This window comes from Marinobacterium sedimentorum, assembly GCF_024267675.1.
GTDB lineage: Bacteria > Pseudomonadota > Gammaproteobacteria > Pseudomonadales > Balneatricaceae > Marinobacterium_A > Marinobacterium_A sedimentorum.
In genome coordinates, this window is the sequence record NZ_JALDYX010000008.1 from 64,848 (window position 1) to 82,880 (window position 18,033).

The 18,033-nt window shown below is 60.3% G+C and carries 17 protein-coding genes; 9 read left to right on the top strand and 8 right to left on the bottom strand.

Going from position 1 to position 18,033, the window contains the following annotated elements; all coding sequences use genetic code 11:
* Window positions 1-67: 67 nt before the first annotated feature.
* Window positions 68-706: a peroxidase-related enzyme gene (locus MRS74_RS09430; RefSeq protein ID WP_254580032.1), complete on the bottom strand. Its 639-nt coding sequence runs from the start codon at window positions 704-706 to the stop codon at window positions 68-70.
* Window positions 707-832: 126 nt separating this feature from the next.
* Window positions 833-1,252: a MerR family transcriptional regulator gene (locus MRS74_RS09435; protein WP_254580033.1), complete on the bottom strand. Its 420-nt coding sequence runs from the start codon at window positions 1,250-1,252 to the stop codon at window positions 833-835.
* Window positions 1,253-1,607: 355 nt separating this feature from the next.
* On the opposite strand from MRS74_RS09435, the gene MRS74_RS09440 reads away from it, so the two are divergent.
* The gene (locus MRS74_RS09440; RefSeq protein ID WP_254580034.1) at window positions 1,608-2,789 is read left to right on the top strand and encodes an acetyl-CoA C-acyltransferase; all 1,182 of its coding nucleotides are present in this window, start codon (window positions 1,608-1,610) and stop codon (window positions 2,787-2,789) included.
* Between the two features lie 125 nt (window positions 2,790-2,914).
* On the opposite strand, the gene MRS74_RS09445 is transcribed toward MRS74_RS09440, so the two are convergent.
* The gene (locus MRS74_RS09445) at window positions 2,915-3,811 is read right to left on the bottom strand and encodes an AraC family transcriptional regulator (RefSeq protein ID WP_254580035.1); all 897 of its coding nucleotides are present in this window, start codon (window positions 3,809-3,811) and stop codon (window positions 2,915-2,917) included.
* Between the two features lie 178 nt (window positions 3,812-3,989).
* Here MRS74_RS09445 and MRS74_RS09450 point away from each other — a divergent pair, with 178 nt between their 5' ends.
* The 7 genes from MRS74_RS09450 to MRS74_RS09480 all read left to right on the top strand — a co-directional run bounded on the left by MRS74_RS09450 (window position 3,990) and on the right by MRS74_RS09480 (window position 12,553).
* Window positions 3,990-5,483, top strand: coding sequence for a CoA-acylating methylmalonate-semialdehyde dehydrogenase (locus MRS74_RS09450; RefSeq protein ID WP_254580036.1), 1,494 nt, complete (start codon window positions 3,990-3,992; stop codon window positions 5,481-5,483).
* A gap of 65 nt (window positions 5,484-5,548) precedes the next feature.
* The gene (locus MRS74_RS09455) at window positions 5,549-6,706 is read left to right on the top strand and encodes an acyl-CoA dehydrogenase family protein (protein ID WP_254580037.1); all 1,158 of its coding nucleotides are present in this window, start codon (window positions 5,549-5,551) and stop codon (window positions 6,704-6,706) included.
* 42 nt (window positions 6,707-6,748) lie between these two features.
* Window positions 6,749-7,525: an enoyl-CoA hydratase gene (locus tag MRS74_RS09460; RefSeq protein ID WP_254580038.1), complete on the top strand. Its 777-nt coding sequence runs from the start codon at window positions 6,749-6,751 to the stop codon at window positions 7,523-7,525.
* Window positions 7,526-7,535: 10 nt separating this feature from the next.
* Window positions 7,536-8,636: an enoyl-CoA hydratase/isomerase family protein gene (locus MRS74_RS09465; RefSeq protein ID WP_254580039.1), complete on the top strand. Its 1,101-nt coding sequence runs from the start codon at window positions 7,536-7,538 to the stop codon at window positions 8,634-8,636.
* Window positions 8,637-8,714: 78 nt separating this feature from the next.
* Window positions 8,715-9,608 (top strand): 3-hydroxyisobutyrate dehydrogenase, encoded by an 894-nt coding sequence (mmsB, locus tag MRS74_RS09470; RefSeq protein ID WP_254580040.1) that lies wholly within the window; start codon window positions 8,715-8,717, stop codon window positions 9,606-9,608.
* Window positions 9,609-9,665: 57 nt separating this feature from the next.
* On the top strand, window positions 9,666-11,555 hold the full coding sequence (locus MRS74_RS09475) for an AMP-binding protein (RefSeq protein ID WP_254580041.1): 1,890 nt from the start codon (window positions 9,666-9,668) through the stop codon (window positions 11,553-11,555).
* A 236-nt stretch (window positions 11,556-11,791) separates the two neighbouring features.
* Window positions 11,792-12,553, top strand: a complete 762-nt coding sequence (locus MRS74_RS09480) for an SDR family oxidoreductase (protein ID WP_254580042.1) — start codon at window positions 11,792-11,794, stop codon at window positions 12,551-12,553.
* Window positions 12,554-12,730: 177 nt separating this feature from the next.
* Here MRS74_RS09480 and MRS74_RS09485 read toward each other — a convergent pair whose 3' ends face one another.
* On the bottom strand, window positions 12,731-12,919 hold the full coding sequence (locus MRS74_RS09485) for an RSP_7527 family protein (protein WP_254580043.1): 189 nt from the start codon (window positions 12,917-12,919) through the stop codon (window positions 12,731-12,733).
* 482 nt (window positions 12,920-13,401) lie between these two features.
* Between MRS74_RS09485 and MRS74_RS09490 the strand changes: the two genes are divergently transcribed.
* Window positions 13,402-13,920 (top strand): retropepsin-like aspartic protease family protein, encoded by a 519-nt coding sequence (locus MRS74_RS09490; protein ID WP_254580044.1) that lies wholly within the window; start codon window positions 13,402-13,404, stop codon window positions 13,918-13,920.
* A 35-nt stretch (window positions 13,921-13,955) separates the two neighbouring features.
* Here MRS74_RS09490 and MRS74_RS09495 read toward each other — a convergent pair whose 3' ends face one another.
* The 4 genes from MRS74_RS09495 to MRS74_RS09510 all read right to left on the bottom strand — a co-directional run bounded on the left by MRS74_RS09495 (window position 13,956) and on the right by MRS74_RS09510 (window position 17,882).
* Window positions 13,956-14,270: an AzlD domain-containing protein gene (locus MRS74_RS09495; RefSeq protein WP_254580045.1), complete on the bottom strand. Its 315-nt coding sequence runs from the start codon at window positions 14,268-14,270 to the stop codon at window positions 13,956-13,958.
* Window positions 14,267-15,022 (bottom strand): AzlC family ABC transporter permease, encoded by a 756-nt coding sequence (locus MRS74_RS09500; protein WP_254580046.1) that lies wholly within the window; start codon window positions 15,020-15,022, stop codon window positions 14,267-14,269. Before MRS74_RS09500 ends, MRS74_RS09495 begins: the two co-directional genes overlap by 4 nt.
* Before the next feature lie 196 nt (window positions 15,023-15,218).
* Window positions 15,219-16,745 carry a glycerol-3-phosphate dehydrogenase gene (gene glpD, locus MRS74_RS09505; protein WP_254580047.1) on the bottom strand — a complete coding sequence of 509 codons (1,527 nt, stop codon included), beginning with the start codon at window positions 16,743-16,745 and terminating at the stop codon, window positions 15,219-15,221.
* A gap of 378 nt (window positions 16,746-17,123) precedes the next feature.
* Window positions 17,124-17,882: a DeoR/GlpR family transcriptional regulator gene (locus MRS74_RS09510; RefSeq protein ID WP_254580048.1), complete on the bottom strand. Its 759-nt coding sequence runs from the start codon at window positions 17,880-17,882 to the stop codon at window positions 17,124-17,126.
* Window positions 17,883-18,033 lie beyond the last annotated feature (151 nt).

Consider the following 18,033-nt stretch of genomic DNA (forward strand, 5'->3'; position numbering starts at 1 on the left):
TTGTTTTGGCTCATTCAATCGAAACGGGTGGGCCTGAGCATGGCCGTTGGCTGCTCAGACCCGATATTCAGGCTGGCTCGTCAGCGCTGCGGTAGCTGGCGTGATATTCGGGGTTGGGCTGCATCTCGACGGCGCCGGCGAGGCGGTTGGTCATATTGTAGAAGCCTGTAAGGCTGGCAATATCCCAGATTTCGGTATCGCTAAAGCCCTGCGCGCGCAATAGCTGGCGATCCGTCTCTTCAATGGTTTCCGGCTGTGCGGTCAGGCGCTGGGCGAAATCCAGCATGGCCCGCTGGCGCGCAGAAATATCGGCCACCCGGTAGTTCATCACCAGCTGTTCCCCTAGCAGCGGATTGCCGGAGTATTGCCGCACAGCGGCACCGTGGGCGCTGAGGCAGTAAAAGCAGCGGTTGTGGGCCGAGACCACCACGGCGATCATTTCCCGCTCCAGTGTGCTGAGGCCACTATCGCCAAACATCAGTTCGTTGTAGAGGCGGCTGAAGGCATCGAGCTGTTCGAGGTTGTGGCTGTAGGCGCTGAGGACATTGGGCACCAGGCCGAGCTTTTCCTGGCACTTGGAAAAGTATTGTGCGACAGGCTCCGGCAGGTCTTTGTGCGCGGGTATGGGCAGGTCCAGCGCGGTTACCGGGTTCTGCTGTGCCGGTTGTCGCGTCTGTGCCTGGCTGTTTGTCTTGTTCTGCGGCATGGAGGCGTCTTTCCCTGCCAGGCATAAGCTCCGGCATTGTTGGGGCCGGCGCTCTGGTGCCGGCCTGGTTAATGTGGGTGCCGCCCGCCATTTGCTGTCCGTCGTCTGAAGAGCGGAGAGCGGCGCTTACTCCTGTGCTGGCTTGGCGGCAGTGTCCGTAGGTACCAGGGCGTTCAGCGCTTCGCTGCAGCGGGCTTCGGCGCCGTCGAGTTCCTGTTGCATCATGGCGATATCGCGCAGCTGCTGCTCCAGCGCCTGTCTTTTCTCCGTAATCCGCGTCAGCATCAGGCGCAGCTGCAGTTCGCTGCCGCTGTTGCTGTGATCCCAGAGTTCGAACAGCTCGCCGCACTCGGTGAGCGAAAACCCCAGGCGCTTGCCGCGCAGAATCAGTTTCAGGCGTACCCGGTCCTGGCGACTGTAAATGCGGGTCTGGCCGCGGCGCTCGGGTGACAGCAGTCCCTGATCCTCATAGAAGCGGATGCTGCGGGTCGTAATGTCGAACTCCCGGGCAAGATCACTGATGGAATAACGGGTCTGTGTGTTCATGTCTGACTCTTGAGTTGGGTTCGAGAGTAAATCAAGTTTACGTTAACGTAAACATTCTTTTGCGATGGTTCAAAGCTTAGCGCAGTCTGTGGTGTATTGATAACTGCCTGAATTTTAAGGGAAGTAATTGCCTGGTCGATGCAGTTATAAAATTAAATACTAGACTAAAGTAGTACGAGATAACCCTTATCTTTGGGTTTTGGAGATTGACCCAGGCGCCCCAAACAGGCGACAGTACAGCTATCTATCACGCCTGCAGCCCGAACGGCAGCGGCGGATCTGAGGGTTTGCAGCGACTATTTGGCAACCTTCGGTACCTATTTATATTGACGTTTACGTAAACTGCGAGGTGTCTATGAAGCGGGAATCAGTGGTTATTCTGGGTGCGGCCCGTACCCCGATGGGCGGCATGATGGGCGGGTTGTCGACGGTGCCGGCACCCAAGCTCGGCGGGACCGCCATCGCGGCGGCGGTAGCTCGAGCGGGTCTCGCTCCCGAGGATATCGACGAAGTGCTCATGGGCTGTGTGCTGCCGGCGGGCCTGGGTCAGGCGCCGGCACGTCAGGCATCCCTGGCGGCTGGAATTCCGGTAGCAACGGGCTGCACCACGATAAACAAGATGTGCGGCTCCGGCATGAAGGCCGTGATGCAGGCCCATGACCAGATACTGGCGGGCTCTGCCGTAACCATGGTCGCCGGTGGCATGGAGAACATGAGTCTGGCGCCGTACCTGTTGCCCAAGGCCCGTCAGGGCTTGCGCATGGGGCACGGTCAGGTAATCGATCACATGTTCTGTGACGGTCTTGAGGATGCCTACAAGGGGGGACTCATGGGTGCCTTTGCCCAGCAGGCGGCGGATTGTTTTGATGTCGGTCGTGAAGCCATGGATGACTTTGCTATCGCCTCGCTGGAAAAGGCGCTGGCGGCCATCGAATCCGGCGCTTTCAGGGACGAAATTGCCGCCGTTGCCGTGGCGGGGCGCGGCGCCGATGTTCTGGTTGATACCGACGAGCAGCCCGGCAATGCCAGGCCCGACAAGATCCGGGGCCTGAAGCCTGCCTTTGCGAAGGATGGCTCGGTCACGGCGGCCAACTCCAGCTCAATCTCCGACGGCGCCTCCGCGCTGGTGCTAATGGCGGCTTCCGAGGCGCAGCAGCGTGGCCTGGAACCCATGGCGCGCATAGTGGCCCATTCGACCCACGCCCAGTTGCCGGAAGAGTTCACCATTGCGCCCATCGGCGCCATTGAAAAAGTGCTGCAAAAGGCGGGCTGGAAGGCGGACGAGGTGGATCTGTTCGAGATCAATGAAGCCTTCGCTGTCGTGACCATGCTGGCGGTACGCGAACTGGGGCTGGATCCTGCCAGGGTCAATGTGCACGGCGGCGCCTGTGCCCTGGGTCATCCGATTGGCTCCAGCGGTTCGCGCATACTGGTAACGCTGCTGCACGCCCTGCAGCAGCGCGGCCTGAAGAAGGGTGTCGCGTCTTTGTGCATCGGGGGGGGCGAAGCCACGGCGGTGGCAATCGAGCTGATCTGAGGGCCTTCGGGATCTGCCCGTTGGCTGGACGCACAGTCCGGTGCATCGGGCAGTCGGATGGCAGGCAGCCTCTGCAATCCGGTGCCGCCACCGGTTCTTCAGGCCTGAGCCCAGGGACAGTGCGCTCAGCTTTTGTAGCCGAAATCTCCGACCCGGATACGGCGGTACTGGCTGGGTGATATGCCCATGGTTTTCTTGAATATCCGGGAAAAGTAGTAGGCATCCTCGTACCCCAGGGCCCAGGCCACCTCGTTCACGCCCTTGCTGGTGACGTCCAGCAAATGACAGGCCCGCTCGATCTTCAGATGGATAAAGTGATTGATCGGCGTGGTGCCGGTCAGTGCCTTGTATTTCTTGATGAAATGAAACCGGGACAGGCTCACGGCCTGGGCCAGGGTATCGATATCCAGCTGTTCGTGCAGGCGGGCCTGCATCAGGCTGTGCACCGTTTCCAGGTCCATGCTGTCGCTGGCCAGGCGGGTCGCCAGGGGTTTTAGCAGCGCAATATGTGTCAGCAGCTGTCGCAGCTGGTTGGCGCAGTGAACAAAGGCGGACAGGTTGTGGCTGGCCTGGCGGGCATCGAGCAGGGCTTCAAAATCGGCCACCAGGCGAGAGTGAATGCCCAGTGGCAGCAGTGCCGTGCCGTCCCTATCCAGCTGGTCGATAAAGTCCTGTGCGAGTGTGCCATCGAAATGGACCCACAGAATGCTCCAGGGGTCCCGGTCGCGGGTCTCATAGCTGTGACTGAGGCCACGGGGCAGGATCAGCAGATCTCCGGGTTTGACGGTGCGCGACCTGGCGTCGATGGTCAGCCGCCCGCGCCCTTCGAGGCAGTAAATCAGCAGGTTGTCGTCGTGCCGCGGCCGCTGCATGTGATGACCCCGGGCGTGCTGGTAATAGCCGATGCCCAGCGGATACAGCTGGCAACTGAGTGGATGCTCCGCCAGGGCGGCGACAGTTCGCCTGGGGATCACGAAGCGAATGCTGTCGGTCGACAGTGGCCAGCTGGAGGGGGTGCTCATGGCGGTAACCCTGACCTGGGGAATCTATGTATAGAATGACAATATAGTCCATCAAGTGCGCAAGATTATCAATCCGGCAATATGCAGACGCATGGTACAAAGAGTCTATTGTGCACTGAAGGCCCAGGTCGTCAGTCCGGTGACACCCGATAACAGTAACCATAAACAGGTGATAGCTATGACTCAGCAGGTTCCTCTTCTAATTGGCGGTGAAATGCTCCGCAGTGCGACACAGCAGTGGATTCCGGTGACGGACCCCGCCACCCAGGAAGTGATAGCGCAGGTGCCCTGTGCCACGGTGGAGGAAGTGGATCTGGCTGTGGCAACGGCCAAAAAGGCATTTGAAACCTGGAAGGAAACACCGGTGTCCGAGCGCGCCCGCCTGATGCTGCGTTATCAGGATCTGCTCAAGCAGCATCACGACGAGATCGCCACCATTCTGGCCAAGGAAACCGGCAAGACTTTCGACGATGCCAAGGGGGATGTCTGGCGCGGTATCGAGGTGGTCGAGCACGCTTGCAACATCGCGTCCCTGTCCATGGGGGAAACCGTGGAAAATGTGGCCCGCAAGATTGACTGCTACAGCTATACCCAGCCGCTGGGTGTGTGCGCCGGCATTACACCGTTCAATTTTCCGGCCATGATTCCGTTGTGGATGTTCCCCATGGCCATCGCCTGCGGTAACACCTTTGTGCTGAAACCTTCAGAGCAGGACCCGCTGACGCCCATGCGCCTGGCCGAGCTGTTTCAGCAAGCCGGTGCGCCGGATGGTCTGCTGCAGGTGATTCACGGTGGCAAGGACCAGGTTGACCAGCTTCTGAACCACCCCGATGTGCCGGCCATTTCCTTTGTCGGCTCCGTGGCCGTGGGCGAGCATATTTACCGTACCGGTACCGCCAACATGAAACGTGTGCAGGCTTTTGCCGGCGCCAAGAACCATATGGTGATCATGCCGGATGCGCAGAAGCAGCATGTCATCAACAACCTGGTCGGCGCCTCGGTCGGTGCCGGTGGTCAGCGTTGCATGGCGATTTCGGTGGCGGTGTTTGTCGGTGAATCCCGCAACTGGATTCCGGAACTGCGTGAAGCCCTGGCCCAGGTGCGCCCGGGGCGCTGGGATGATCCCAAGGCCGGTTACGGCCCGCTGATCAATCCCCAGGCCAAGGAACGCGTGCTGCGCTTTATTCAGGAAGGCAAGGATGCGGGCGCCAACTGTGTGCTCGATGGCAGCGACTGCGTGGTGGAAGGCGCACCGGATGGCAACTGGGTAGGACCTACGCTGTTCACCGGTGTCACCCCCGGGATGTCGATCTACCGTGAAGAAATATTTGGCCCCGTGCTGGTGGTCATGGAAGTGGATTCGCTGGATGAGGCCATCAGCCTGATCAATGCCAACCCCTACGGCAACGGCACCTCGCTGTTCACGGCTTCAGGCGCGGCGGCACGCAAGTACCAGCACGAGATCCAGGTCGGCCAGGTCGGCATCAACGTCCCGGTGCCGGTGCCCTTGCCGTTCTTCTCCTTCACCGGCTGGAGAAAATCCTTCTACGGTGATCAGCATGCCTACGGCAAACAGGCGGTGCGTTTCTACACTGAAACCAAGACCGTAACGGCACGCTGGTTCGAGGATGACATTGCCGGCGGCCCCAACATGACCATTCAGTTGAAATAACAGCAGCAGTAACAGGCGACACCCGGGGCGCTGCAGGGCCCCGGGACCTTTGCGGAGGCACATGCATGGATTTTGAATTGAACGAAGAGCAGCAGGCGTTTGCCGATATGGCCCGCGCCTTTGCCGAAAATGAACTCGCGCCCCATGCTGCCGAGTGGGACGAGAAAGCACACTTCCCGGTGGATGTGCTCAGAAAGGCCGGTGAGCTTGGCTTCTGTGGCCTCTATACCGCCGAGGAACAGGGTGGCATGGGGCTGAGCCGGCTGGACTCGCATATTATTTTCGAGCAGCTGTCCATGGGCTGCACATCCACCACGGCCTACCTCACCATTCACAACATGGTGACCTGGATGGTGGCGAGCTTTGGCAGCGCGAGCGCCCGGGAAACCTACGCCGATGACCTGATCAGCGGCGTGAAGCTTGGCTCCTACTGCCTGACCGAAGCCAACGCAGGCTCCGATGCCGCCTCGCTGAAAACCACGGCGCGCCTTGAGGGCGACCACTACATCGTCAACGGCAGCAAATGCTTTATCTCCGGCGCAGGCAGTACCGATGTGCTGGTGGTCATGGCTCGAACCGGTGGTGCCGGCGCCTCCGGGATATCGGCCCTGGTGATCGATGCCAACAGTGATGGCGTCAGCTATGGCCGCAAGGAAGACAAGCTGGGCTGGAACAGCCAGCCCACCCGCATGATCACCTTCGACGATGTGAAAGTACCACAGGCCAACCTGCTGGCCGCCGAAGGTGAGGGCTTCAAGCTGGCCATGAAGGGGCTGGATGGCGGGCGCATCAACATTGCCACCTGTTCGCTGGGCACGGCCCAGCAGGCGCTGAACGAGGCCCGGGCCTATATGCTGGAGCGGCGCCAGTTCGGCAAGCGGCTGGCGGATTTCCAGGCGCTGCAGTTCAAGCTGGCCGACATGGCGACCGAACTGGTCGCTGCGCGTCAGCTGGTGCGTCTTGCCGCCAGCAAGCTGGATCAGGGCCATGTCGATGCTTCGGCTTACTGCGCCATGGCCAAGCGTTTTGCCACCGATGCCGGTTACCGCGTCTGTGACGAGGCACTGCAGCTGCACGGTGGCAATGGCTATATCAAGGAGTATCCGCTGGAGCGGTACCTGCGTGACAGCCGGGTGCACCGCATTCTGGAAGGGACAAACGAAGTCATGCGGCTGATTATTTCGCGCCGGCTGCTAAGTGAAAACGCCGCCGACCTGCTTTGATTTTTTCAGTAGTGACAAGGCGCGCCTAACAGGGAGCACAGGATGAACGACAGTCTTATTTGTGAACGCCGTGGCCATGTGGCACTGGTCACCATGAACAACCCGCCGGCCAATACCTGGACCGCCGACAGCCTCAAGGGCCTCAAGGTACTGGTGGAAGAGCTCAATCAGGATCGGGATATCTATGCCCTGGTGCTGACCGGCCAGGGCGAGAAGTTTTTCTCTGCCGGCGCCGACCTCAAACTGTTCGCCGACGGAGACCGCTCGGTGGCCCGCGACATGGCCCGCGACTTCGGCGAGGCCTTCGAGACGTTGAGCCGTTTTCGCGGCGTGTCGATTGCCGCCATCAACGGCTTTGCCATGGGCGGCGGCCTCGAAGTGGCGCTGGCCTGCGATATCCGCATTGCCGAAGAACAGGCGCAGATGGCGCTGCCGGAGGCCAAAGTGGGCTTGCTGCCCTGCGCCGGCGGTACCCAGAACCTGGCGTTGCTGGTGGGTGAAGGCTGGGCCAAGCGCATGATCCTCTGCGGCGAGCGCATTGATGCCGCACGTGCCGAGAAAATCGGCCTGGTCGAGGAGGTCGTGGCCAGGGGGCAGGCGCTGGAGCGCGCGCTTGAACTCGCCGAGCAGGTGGCGCAGCAAAGCCCGGTGGCAGTCAGTGCCTGCAAGACGCTGGTGCAGTCCAGCCGCAGCCGGCCACTCGATCAGGGCTATATCCTGGAGCGCGAGCTGTTTGTGGATCTGTTCCACAGCGAAGATCAGCGCGAGGGCGTTAATGCCTTCCTCGAGAAGCGTAAACCCGAATGGAAAAACCGCTGAGGAGCCCCCGATGAGCGCCGTACTCTTTACCGAACATGCCACCGCCGACGGTCACCTGATCGGCGAAATCCGCCTCAATGCCGAACGCACGCTCAATGCCCTGACGCTGGAGATGATCGACCTGATCCAGCCGCAACTCAATCGCTGGCAGGCCGACGAGCGTGTTGTGGCGATACTGCTGGACAGCACCGGCGACAAGGCCTTCTGTGCCGGCGGCGATATTGTCAATCTGTACAAGGCCATGACCGGCGCGGCCGATGCGGATTTCCCGCAGGCGTTCTTCACCCGTGAATATCGTCTGGACTACGCCATTCATACCAGCTCCAAGCCGATCATCTGCTGGGGCAGCGGCATCGTCATGGGCGGCGGCATGGGCCTGATGAACGGCTGCAGTCACCGCGTGGTTACCCAGACCTCGCACCTGGCCATGCCCGAGGTCAGCATTGGCCTGTATCCGGATGTGGGCGGCAGCTGGTTCCTGAACCGCATGCCGGGCGGCACCGGTTTGTTTCTGGGGCTCACCGGCAATCCGATCAACGCCCGCGATGCCATCTTCCTGGGTCTGGCGGACCGCGCGATTGATGCGGGTCTGCGCGAGGGTCTGCTGAGCCGGCTGGCCAGCGAAGCCTGGGGTGGCGATGCCGGCGGCACCGTCAGTCGGGTGCTGCGCGAACTGGAAAGCGAATCCCGCCCGGCGTTCAGCGAGATGCCGGCGCCGATCCGAGAACATGTCGACCTGATCCGCAGCCTGACCGATCACGACAGCGTCGAGGCTATCGTGGGGGCGCTGCTGGGCCTTGAAACCGATGACAAATGGGTGCGGCGGGCGCAGAAAGCCGTGCGCAACGGCAGCCCGCTGTCGCTGCGGCTGATTGCCGAGCAGTTAAAGCGCAGCCGGCATCTGTCGCTGCGCGAGGTGTTTCAGCAGGAACTGGTGCTGTCGGTGCAGTGCTGTCGCCACCGCGAACTGCCGGAAGGCGTGCGGGCACTGCTGATCGACAAGGACAACCAGCCGGACTGGCTGTTCAAGTCAGTCGGCGAGGTCAATGCGAGCTTTCTGGCCGAACTGTTCGAAAGTCCCTGGGCGCAACACCCGCTGGCGGATCTCTGAGCACCGCCAGCCGATACCGAGCAATTGGCGACCGGCCTGCCACTCTGGCCGTTCGCCCCAACAAAAAGGATAAGAATCATGGCAACGATCGCATTTATCGGGCTGGGTAACATGGGTGGTCCCATGGCCCATAATCTGGCGGCGGCCGGCCATCGGGTACAGGCGTTTGATCTGTCCGCCGAGGCGCTGGCCCATGCCGTGGCCGAGGGCTGCCTGCAGGCAGCCAGCGCAGTGGACGCCGTGCGGGATGCCGAGATCGTTATCTCCATGCTGCCGGCCGGACGTCATGTCGAAGGGCTCTATGTCACCGGGCCCGAGCCGCTGCTGGATCATATCAACGCCAGCAGCCTGATCATCGACTGCTCCACCATCGAGGCCGACGTGGCCAAGCGGGTGTCCGCTATCGCGGCTGAACGCGGGCGCGACTTTATCGATGCGCCGGTCTCCGGCGGTGTCGGTGGTGCCCAGGCCGGTACCCTGAGTTTCATGGTCGGCGCCTCCGACAGCCAGTTCGCACGGGCCAAACCGGTGCTGGATGTGATGGGCAAGAACATCTTCCATGCCGGTGATCATGGTGCCGGCCAGATCGCCAAGGCCTGCAACAACATGATGCTGGCGATCCTGATGGCCGGCACCTGTGAGGCGCTCAACATGGGGGTCAAGAACGGTCTGGATCCGGCCGTTCTGTCCGAGATCATGAAGCAGAGCTCCGGCGGCAACTGGGCGCTCAACGTCTACAACCCCTGGCCCGGCGTGATGGAGACGGCGCCGGCCTCCAAGGGTTACCAGGGGGGCTTTCAGACCAACCTGATGTTCAAGGACCTGGGGCTGGCCATGGAGCTGAGCCAGCAGAGTGCCTCGCCAATCCCCATGGGCTCCGCCGCCCGTTCGCTGTTCAGCCTGCACAAGGCCAAGGGCCAAGGCACACTGGATTTTTCCAGCGTGCTGAACCTCTATCGCGACAGCGAGTGAGGCTCCTACGGTTCACCCGCCCGATTCTTCAGAACAACAATAATACGAGGTAGCGCAATGGACTACAGCAATGTCTATCGTCAGTCTCTGGCAGATCCGCAGGCCTACTGGGCGCAGCAGGCCGAACTGATCGCCTGGTTCAAAAAGCCGGAAACCATACTGCAACAGAGACCCCAGGGCAGCCATTGCTGGTTTGCAGATGGCGAGCTCAACAGCTGCTATCTGGCGCTGGACTGGCAGATTGAGCAGGGGCGGGGTGATCAGGTCGCGCTCTATTACGACTCCCCGGTCAGCGGCGTCAAGCAGGCCATCAGTTATAGGGAGCTATTGATCAAGGTGGCCCGCTTTGCCGGGGCGCTGCGTAAACTCGGCGTCGACAAGGGTGACCGGGTGGTGATCTATATGCCGATGGTGCCCGAGGCGGCGGTGGCCATGCTGGCCTGCGCAAGGCTCGGGGCGGTGCACTCGGTGGTATTTGGCGGTTTCGCGGCCAACGAGCTGGCGGTGCGCATCGACGATGCCAAGCCAACGCTGATACTCACCGCCTCCTGCGGCATTGAAATGGACAAGACCATTGCCTACAAGCCGCTGGTGGACAAGGCCATTGGGCTCGCGACGCACAAGCCGGCCCATACCCTGGTGCTGCAGCGGCCCATGCTGCAGGCCAGCATGACACCGGGCCAGGATCTGGACTGGCATGAGGCCCAGGCCGGGGTCGAGCCTGCCGGCTGTGTGCCGGTTCGTGGAGCCGACCCGCTCTATATTCTCTATACCTCGGGCACCACCGGCCAGCCCAAGGGCATCGTGCGTGACAACGGCGGTCACGCGGTGGCACTGCTGTATGCACTGCGCAATGTCTATGGCATGCGGCCGGGGGATGTCTGGTGGGGGGCGTCCGATATCGGCTGGGTGGTGGGGCATTCCTTTATCGTCTATGGCCCCCTGATGGGTGGCTGCAGTGCAGTGTTCTACGAAGGCAAACCCATTCGCACACCGGATGCCGGCGCCTACTGGCGGGTCATTGCCGAATATGGCGTCAATGCCATGTTCTGTGCCCCCACGGCGTTTCGTGCGGTGCGCAAGGAAGACCCGGAAGGTGCGCTGTCCCGCCACTATGACCTGTCCAGCCTCAAGCGCCTGTTCGTTGCCGGTGAAAAGCTGGATTCCTCCACTCACGACTGGCTTGCGGGCCTGCTCAGGGTGCCGGTCATGGATCACTGGTGGCAGACCGAAACCGGCTGGCCCATGACATCCGCCATGATGGGCTGGGACAACCCCTCGGAGTCGCGTCTGGGCTCCACCAACAAACCCATTCCCGGCTACGATATTCGCGTACTGGATGGTGATGGCAATGAACTGCCGGCGGGCGAGTCCGGCAATATATGCGTCAAGCTGCCAATGCCGCCGGGGGTGACCTGGAGCATCTGGAATCAGCCCCAGCGTTTTGCCGAGGCTTATCTCAGCCTGTTCCCGGGCTACTACCATACCGGCGATGGTGGCTACGTGGATGACGATGGCTATGTCTTTATCACTGGGCGCACCGACGACGTGATCAATGTGTCGGGGCATCGGCTGTCCACCGGCGAAATGGAGGAGGTCGTTTCCGGGCACCCGGCGGTGGCCGAGTGTGCGGTCATCGGCGTGCAGGATGCACTCAAGGGGCAGCTGCCTGTGGGGCTGGTGGTGCTCAAGTCCGGCGAAGATATTGTTGCGGCCGCACTGGAGGCCGAACTGGTAGAGCGTGTGCGTGACCAGGTCGGTGCGCTGGCCTGTTTTCGCCGCGTGCTGGTGGTGCAGCGGTTGCCCAAAACCCGTTCGGGCAAGATCCTGCGTGCCATTTTGCGCAAGATTGCCGTGGGCGAGAGCTACAAGACCCCCTCGACCATTGATGATGAAAGCATACTGCCGGAAATCAGCAGCGTCATGAAGCAGGCCGGGCTGGTATAGCGCGCCTGCATTATTGCGTGCTTTTACGCCTTGTAAGCATAAAAAACGGCGGACAAAAGTCCGCCGTTTTTTTTGATTGGCAGCTTTTGAGCTGGTGACCAATAAATTAGGGGTAATTACCTATTTTCTCTCGCCTTAGGTACAGGGTCGCGGTAGTCTTTACGTTAACGTAAACTTTAAGTTCAACCGTGTTCTTCAAGAAGCAAAAGACAAGAATCAAGAGACAGGAGCCTCCCATGCAGATTGACGGCAAAGTATTTGTAATTACCGGTGGCGCTCGCGGCCTTGGGTTGGGCATGGCGCAGCATCTGGCGGCACGTGGCGGCCAGCTGGCACTGATCGATCTGGATCAGGCCAGCCTGGATGCGGCTGTACAGGGCCTTGAACAGACCGGTGCGCACGCGCGCGGTTATGTCTGTGACATTAGCCGCGAAGACCAGGTGGAAGCTGTTTTTGGCGCCATCAAGGGTGATTTTGGTTCGATTCATGGCCTGGTGAACAATGCCGGCCTGATGCGCGATGGCCTGCTGATCAAGCTCAAGGAGGGCAAGCTGGTCGGCAAGATGAGCTTTGAGCAGTGGTCTTCGGTGGTGAATGTAAACCTGACCGGCAGCTTTCTCTGTGGTCGCGAGGCGGCGGGCATCATGGCGGAGCAGGGCGAGGGCGGGGTTATCGTGAATATTTCATCGGTGTCCCGTGCAGGCAACGTGGGCCAGACCAATTATTCGGCCACCAAGGCGGGTGTCGCCACCCTGGTAACCAGCTGGGCCGGTGAGCTGGCGCGCTACAAGATCCGGGTGGGCGGCATAGCACCGGGTGTGATTGCCACTGAAATGACGGCGCAGATGAAGCCTGAAGCCATCGAGCGCATGCTGCAGGCCGTGCCGTTAAAACGCCTGGGCGAAGTGTCGGAAATGGCCCATACGTTGCAATATATTATCGAGAATGATTTCTTTACCGGGCGTATCGTCGAGATGGATGGTGGTTTGCGGGTGTAGCTCCTGGCTACGCTCTTGGCATGAGGCCGCCAGGGACGGCGGGAATGCAGGCTCTGCAGGGAGCAATAGTTTGCCGTTCGTCTTAAACATAAAAAAGGCCGGACCCGGGTTACCGGGGCCGACCGAAAAACAAGAACAACAAGTAAATCAAACAGGTAACACAGGAAAAGCGGTAACTCAGTGGCTGAAGCGCGCGAACAGCATTTTGAACGTCTGGTTCCATACCGGCAGAACCTGACGGCGACTCAGCTTGGCAAGGAGCTCGCGCATCATTCTGGCGCGCTCGATGCGAGCCTGTTCCATGATGGCCTGCACATCAACATTGCTGATATCGGTGTATTGCTGAGTCTGTTCGGTCGTGTTCATCGCGTTTACCTTTGTCACGGTTGCAAGTAATTGCCGGTCCCCAAACCATTGGCTCCGTAGAGCACTGCAATCATTTGATGGCGCCATAGTACGCAGTCGGCGATATTGACTCAAACGACGCTTTTTCAGCTTAATGATGATAAATATTCACCTATTTGTTATCGCCGGTTGGACGATTCCTGGTCGTGGCCTCAGCTAAGGGCTTTTAATACAGGTGCTTGGCGCAAATTATGATTTTTCTGGTACCCCCTGTAACAACATCATATCTGTTAAATTCATTCACTTTTTATCGGTTCGATGGATGGGCCTCGGTGCTACGCCGGTTTCTCGCCAAACCCCAATGCTGGCCCCGGGCCCAGGCGCGTACTGCACGGCGGTCTGATTGCCAGTGTGGCGTGTTATGCTTCGGTCGAGTCGGCGTCAGGGTGGTTCAACCTTGAGGCGATAATGAACTTAACGCGCTGCGGGCTGCCTTTAAAAGCATGAATGATTCCAACCCCCGGGCACCTCGTGCCGGTCGTCTGATGTGGTTTGCCGCCTGGCTGTCGTTACTGGCGGTGCTGGTGCTGGGTTTTGAAAGCTGGCTGGAAGATCAGCACAATCCCAATGCCGACCTGATGGTCGTGGATGGCGACGGGCCTGTAGAGGTCGTGCTGCGGCGCAGCCGCAGCGGGCACTATATAGCGCCCGGGCGTATCAATGGCGAGGCGGTGCAGTTTCTGGTGGATACAGGCGCGACACGCATCAGTATACCGCTGTCCCTGGCCACTCGGCTGGGTCTGAAGAAGGGCTATGCCAGCCAGGCCACCACCGCCAACGGCCTGGTCACCGTGTACGACACCCAGCTGGACGAAGTACGCCTGGGCTCCATAGTGCTGCGTAATGTGGCCGGTAATATCAACCCCGGCATGCCGGGGGAGGTTGTCTTGCTGGGCATGAGCTTCATGAAGGATCTGGAGCTGGTGCAGCGTGGTGATACCCTGACGCTGCGACTGCATTGACAGCCGCGCCCTTTGCGTTCAATTGCAGGGGTGCCTCATATCAGCCAGAGCGCCAGGCCATAGGCCAGCATGCCGGCTGCGACTGTGAGGAAGAGTCCGCGGCTGAGCCAGGCGACGATACAGGCAGCCACCGCCGCCAGCAGATGCGCATTGCCCAGGCCGAAATCCAGCGAACCCCCACGAATAAGCGTTGTCTGGGTGATGATCGCGCTGAGTACGGCGATGGGCACGAAGCGCAGCGCCTGTTCGATCAGCGGTGGTATGCGCACCCGCCCGGCGAGCGCCAGTGGCAGATAGCGCGGGCCGAAGGTCAGTGCAGCCATGCCGGCAATCAGAATCCACTCATTCATTTTGATCCATCTCCCTGCGCTGCTGTTGGCGTCTCGGCTGTGTATGCCGGCATCTTCGATGCTCTGTTATCGCGTCTTTCCAGCACCACCCCCACAGTGATGGCCACCAGCGCTGTTAACAGCAGGCCGCTCTGATGCGGCCAGTCCCAGGTCAGCAGTGAGCAGACGCTGGCACTGAGCGCACATGCCCACTGGGCGCGGCTTTGCAGTGCCGGCACCACTATGCCGATAAAGGCGACCACCATGGCGACATCGAGTCCCCAGCCGGTGATGTTCGGCATGCGTTGCCCCAGGGCGATGCCAAGCCAGGTACAGAGAATCCAGTTGCCGTACATGGCCAGGCCTGAGCCGCAGTAATACCAGGGCAGGCCACGCAGTTGCGGGTCCCGGGCGATGCGGTTGGTGACCACGGCATAGGTCTCGTCGGTGAGCCAGAACGCCATCAGTACACGGATGCGCTGTGGCAGGGCACTGACCCAGGGCATCAGGCTGGCGGCATAGAGCATGTGGCGCAGATTGACGACAAATACGGTGAGCAGAATCACCGGCAGGGCGGCGGCGCTGGCCAGCAGGGTCACGGCGATAAACTGGGCGGAGCCTGCATAGACAAACAGGGAAATGGCCAGGGTTGCCCATTGGGACAGGCCATTGCTGGTGGCCAGCGCGCCATAGACGATGCCAAAGGGGATGGCGGCGAGGATCAGTGGCAGGGTGTCACGGGCGCCGGTGAGGAAGAGGCGTGCAGGATTCATCGGAGTGTATCAGCCAGGAATGGCCAGACATTATAGCCCGCCAGGGCGCCTGTTGAAGGGCGCTGGAATGGGTATCTCTGATGGCCAGCTATCGGTTTGGCCGCTGTTACAACCCTGGCGGTATAGATTCAAAGTGGCACTACTGACCAGAGCGCGGGCCTTTGCACCCTGCTCTGGTCAGGTTTGGCGGCCGATCTCAACCGCGGTTTGAGATCAGCGTCAGTGGTGCCTCGCCCAGAAGCCCTTCCAGGTAGGTTGCTACGGCAGCACATTCGGTTTCCTGCAGGTAGAGTCCCTGCTTGGTGCGTCGCCACAGCACGTCTTCTAGCTCCAGTGCCCATTCCTGTTCGACCAGATAGCGCACTTCCCGTGCATAAAGGGTGGCGCCAAAGTGTGTGCCCAGGTCTTCGATTGAGGTGCACCCCTTAAGAATGCTGTGGCTGAGGGTGCCGTAAGTGCGCACAAAGCGGCGTGCCAGCGCCACCGGCAGCCATGGGTACTGGCGCGCGAGCTGGCTCAGCAGCTTGTGCTGGTTTTCGAAGTCACCACCGGGCAGAGCCGCGTTGCGGGTCCAGGCGCCACGGGCCTTGGGGAAGTGTTCGCAAATGCTGTTGGTGGCGGCTTCCGCCAGCTTGCGGTAGGTCGTGATCTTGCCGCCAAACACCGACAGCAGCGGAGCCTTGCCGGGGGCGACGTCGGTTTCAAAGGCATAGTCGCGGGAGGCTTTCTGGGCGGAACCGGCTTCATCGTCCATCAGCGGGCGTACGCCGGAGTAACTCCAGACCACATCACTGACGGCGATCTTGTGCTTGAAGTGGCTGTTCACCACCGAGATCAGGTAGTCGGTTTCCTCCGCCGAAATGGCCACATCCCGCGGGTTACCCTGATAGTCGACATCGGTGGTGCCCACCAGTGAGAAATTGTCCTCGTAGGGAATCACAAACACGATACGGTTGTCTTCGTTCTGCAGTATGTAGGCCTGATGCTCGTCGTGAATGCGCGGCACGACGATATGGCTGCCTTTTACCATGCGGATTTGCTTGGGCGCGGGGATGGTCATGGTTTCGTTGAACAGCCGGCTGACCCAGGGGCCGGCGGCGTTGACCAGAGCGCGGCAGTAATGCACTTCTTCGTTGCCGCTGCGCTGACACTTGAGGGTAACCGCCCAGAGTTCGCCTTCGCGTTCGGCCTTGATGGCGCGGGAGCGGGTGCGGATGTCGGCGCCTTTTTCCCGTGCCGCCATGGCCACCAGCACCACCAGGCGCGCATCGTCGACCCAGCCGTCGGAGTATTCAAAGCCGCGGGTTATCTCGTTGATGAGCGGGCCCTGGGGCGCAAACTTGATGCCGTTGGAGGCGGGCAGCAGTTCGCGCTTGGCCAGGTTGTCGTACAGAAACAGGCCGGCGCGAATCATCCAGGCCGGACGCAGATGGGGCCGGTGGGGCAGGCGAAAGCGCAACGGCCACATGATATGGGGTGAATTGCGCAGCAGGCATTCGCGTTCGGCCAGGGCTTCGCGCACCAGGCGAAATTCGTAGTGCTCCAGATAGCGCAGGCCACCGTGAATCAGCTTGCTGCTGCTGGAGGACGTGGCTGACGCCAGATCATCCATTTCACACAGCAAAACCTGCAGGCCGCGACCGGCTGCATCCATGGCGATACCGGCACCATTAACGCCGCCACCGATGACGATGAGATCCTGGACGGTCTGTTCAGAGGTCATGCTGTATCTGTCTCCGCGTCGGGAGGGCGGCCTGACGCGGGCCTCCCTGAATCCTGTAATTGAGCCGATACCCCGCAGGGTTATCAGACGATGGATATAACTATACTATTCGATAACGAAAATAAACAATCACAAACGAACATTATTTTGATGAAATATATTCGGGTTGTGACTGGAACTATGGCTATTCGAATGCTGGCGCGCAGAAATTGCAGCCAGGGCCTGGTTGAAAAGGCGCAGTTGTAGTTGGTGGTTACAAGAGACTGAGCATCGGCGCAGGCGCCTGCTCGCAAGAAAAGGGCGGTAGAAAGGGCGGTAGAAAGGGGGGCTAAGCGGCACGTGTAGCGGGGTGGATCGTCGGGACTGAGGGCGCAGCCCTCAGACGATGTGCAGTTCCACCTGATGCTCAATCAGTTGCTGGCGAATCTCCGCCGGCGGGACCTGGTCGGTGAAGAAATGGTCAGCCTGCACTATGTTGCCCAGGCGTACCATGGCGTTGCGACCAAACTTGGAGTGGTCCGCCGCCAGCAGCACCTGGCGGGAATTGGCAATAATGGTCTGGGCGACCCGTACTTCGCGATAGTCAAAGTCCAGCAGGGTGCCGTCACTGTGGATGCCGCTGATGCCGATAATGCCAAAATCCATCTGAAACTGGTTGATAAAGTCCCGCGTGGCTTCGCCGACGATGCCGCCGTCACGGTTGCGTACCTCGCCGCCGGCGACGATCACGGTAAAGTCTTCCTTGGCGCAGAGAATCGAGGCGACGTGCAGGTTGTTGGTCACCACGCGCAGATTGTTGTGGTTGAGCAGGGCGCGGGCGATAGTTTCGGTGGTCGTGCCTATATTGATAAACAGCGAGGCACCATCCGGAATGATCTTGACCAGTTGCTGGGCAATCTTTTCCTTGGCGTCCAGATCCATGATCTTGCGGGCCTGGTAGGCGGTGTTTTCGGTGCTGGATTCAACGCCGGCGCCGCCATGGTGTCGTCGCAGCTTGTTATCCTGTGCCAGCTGATTCAGGTCGCGCCTGATGGTTTGGGGCGTCACCTGAAAGTGCTCGACCAGCTCGTCGATGGTGACAAATCCGGTGGCCTGGACCTTCTCGAGAATCAGGTCCTGTCTGCGCCGCTGTGTCATGGCTTGTAGTCTTCCTTCAAGGGCAATGCCGGTGGCGCTAATCAAGGCCGTGCGCGGTACCGGATTGCATCGATTCTGCCAGGATGCCTGTAATTGCGCTGATTATCTCATAGATTTAAGGACTTATAGCGCAAAAATGGCGCCTGTGGCT

Excerpts from the sequence above, each read along its gene's own strand:
- MRS74_RS09465 (WP_254580039.1), top strand. The coding sequence starts at position 7,536 with ATGAGCGCCGTACTCTTTACCGAACATGCCACCGCCGACGGTCACCTG.
- MRS74_RS09450 (WP_254580036.1), top strand. The coding sequence starts at position 3,990 with ATGACTCAGCAGGTTCCTCTTCTAATTGGCGGTGAAATGCTCCGCAGT.
- MRS74_RS09460 (WP_254580038.1), top strand. The coding sequence starts at position 6,749 with ATGAACGACAGTCTTATTTGTGAACGCCGTGGCCATGTGGCACTGGTC.
- MRS74_RS09455 (WP_254580037.1), top strand. The coding sequence starts at position 5,549 with ATGGATTTTGAATTGAACGAAGAGCAGCAGGCGTTTGCCGATATGGCC.
- MRS74_RS09445 (WP_254580035.1), bottom strand. The coding sequence starts at position 3,811 with ATGAGCACCCCCTCCAGCTGGCCACTGTCGACCGACAGCATTCGCTTC.
- MRS74_RS09430 (WP_254580032.1), bottom strand. The coding sequence starts at position 706 with ATGCCGCAGAACAAGACAAACAGCCAGGCACAGACGCGACAACCGGCA.
- MRS74_RS09475 (WP_254580041.1), top strand. The coding sequence starts at position 9,666 with ATGGACTACAGCAATGTCTATCGTCAGTCTCTGGCAGATCCGCAGGCC.
- MRS74_RS09500 (WP_254580046.1), bottom strand. The coding sequence starts at position 15,022 with ATGAATCCTGCACGCCTCTTCCTCACCGGCGCCCGTGACACCCTGCCA.
- MRS74_RS09485 (WP_254580043.1), bottom strand. The coding sequence starts at position 12,919 with ATGAACACGACCGAACAGACTCAGCAATACACCGATATCAGCAATGTT.
- MRS74_RS09440 (WP_254580034.1), top strand. The coding sequence starts at position 1,608 with ATGAAGCGGGAATCAGTGGTTATTCTGGGTGCGGCCCGTACCCCGATG.
- glpD (WP_254580047.1), bottom strand. The coding sequence starts at position 16,745 with ATGACCTCTGAACAGACCGTCCAGGATCTCATCGTCATCGGTGGCGGC.
- MRS74_RS09510 (WP_254580048.1), bottom strand. The coding sequence starts at position 17,882 with ATGACACAGCGGCGCAGACAGGACCTGATTCTCGAGAAGGTCCAGGCC.
- MRS74_RS09495 (WP_254580045.1), bottom strand. The coding sequence starts at position 14,270 with ATGAATGAGTGGATTCTGATTGCCGGCATGGCTGCACTGACCTTCGGC.
- MRS74_RS09490 (WP_254580044.1), top strand. The coding sequence starts at position 13,402 with ATGAATGATTCCAACCCCCGGGCACCTCGTGCCGGTCGTCTGATGTGG.
- MRS74_RS09435 (WP_254580033.1), bottom strand. The coding sequence starts at position 1,252 with ATGAACACACAGACCCGTTATTCCATCAGTGATCTTGCCCGGGAGTTC.
- mmsB (WP_254580040.1), top strand. The coding sequence starts at position 8,715 with ATGGCAACGATCGCATTTATCGGGCTGGGTAACATGGGTGGTCCCATG.
- MRS74_RS09480 (WP_254580042.1), top strand. The coding sequence starts at position 11,792 with ATGCAGATTGACGGCAAAGTATTTGTAATTACCGGTGGCGCTCGCGGC.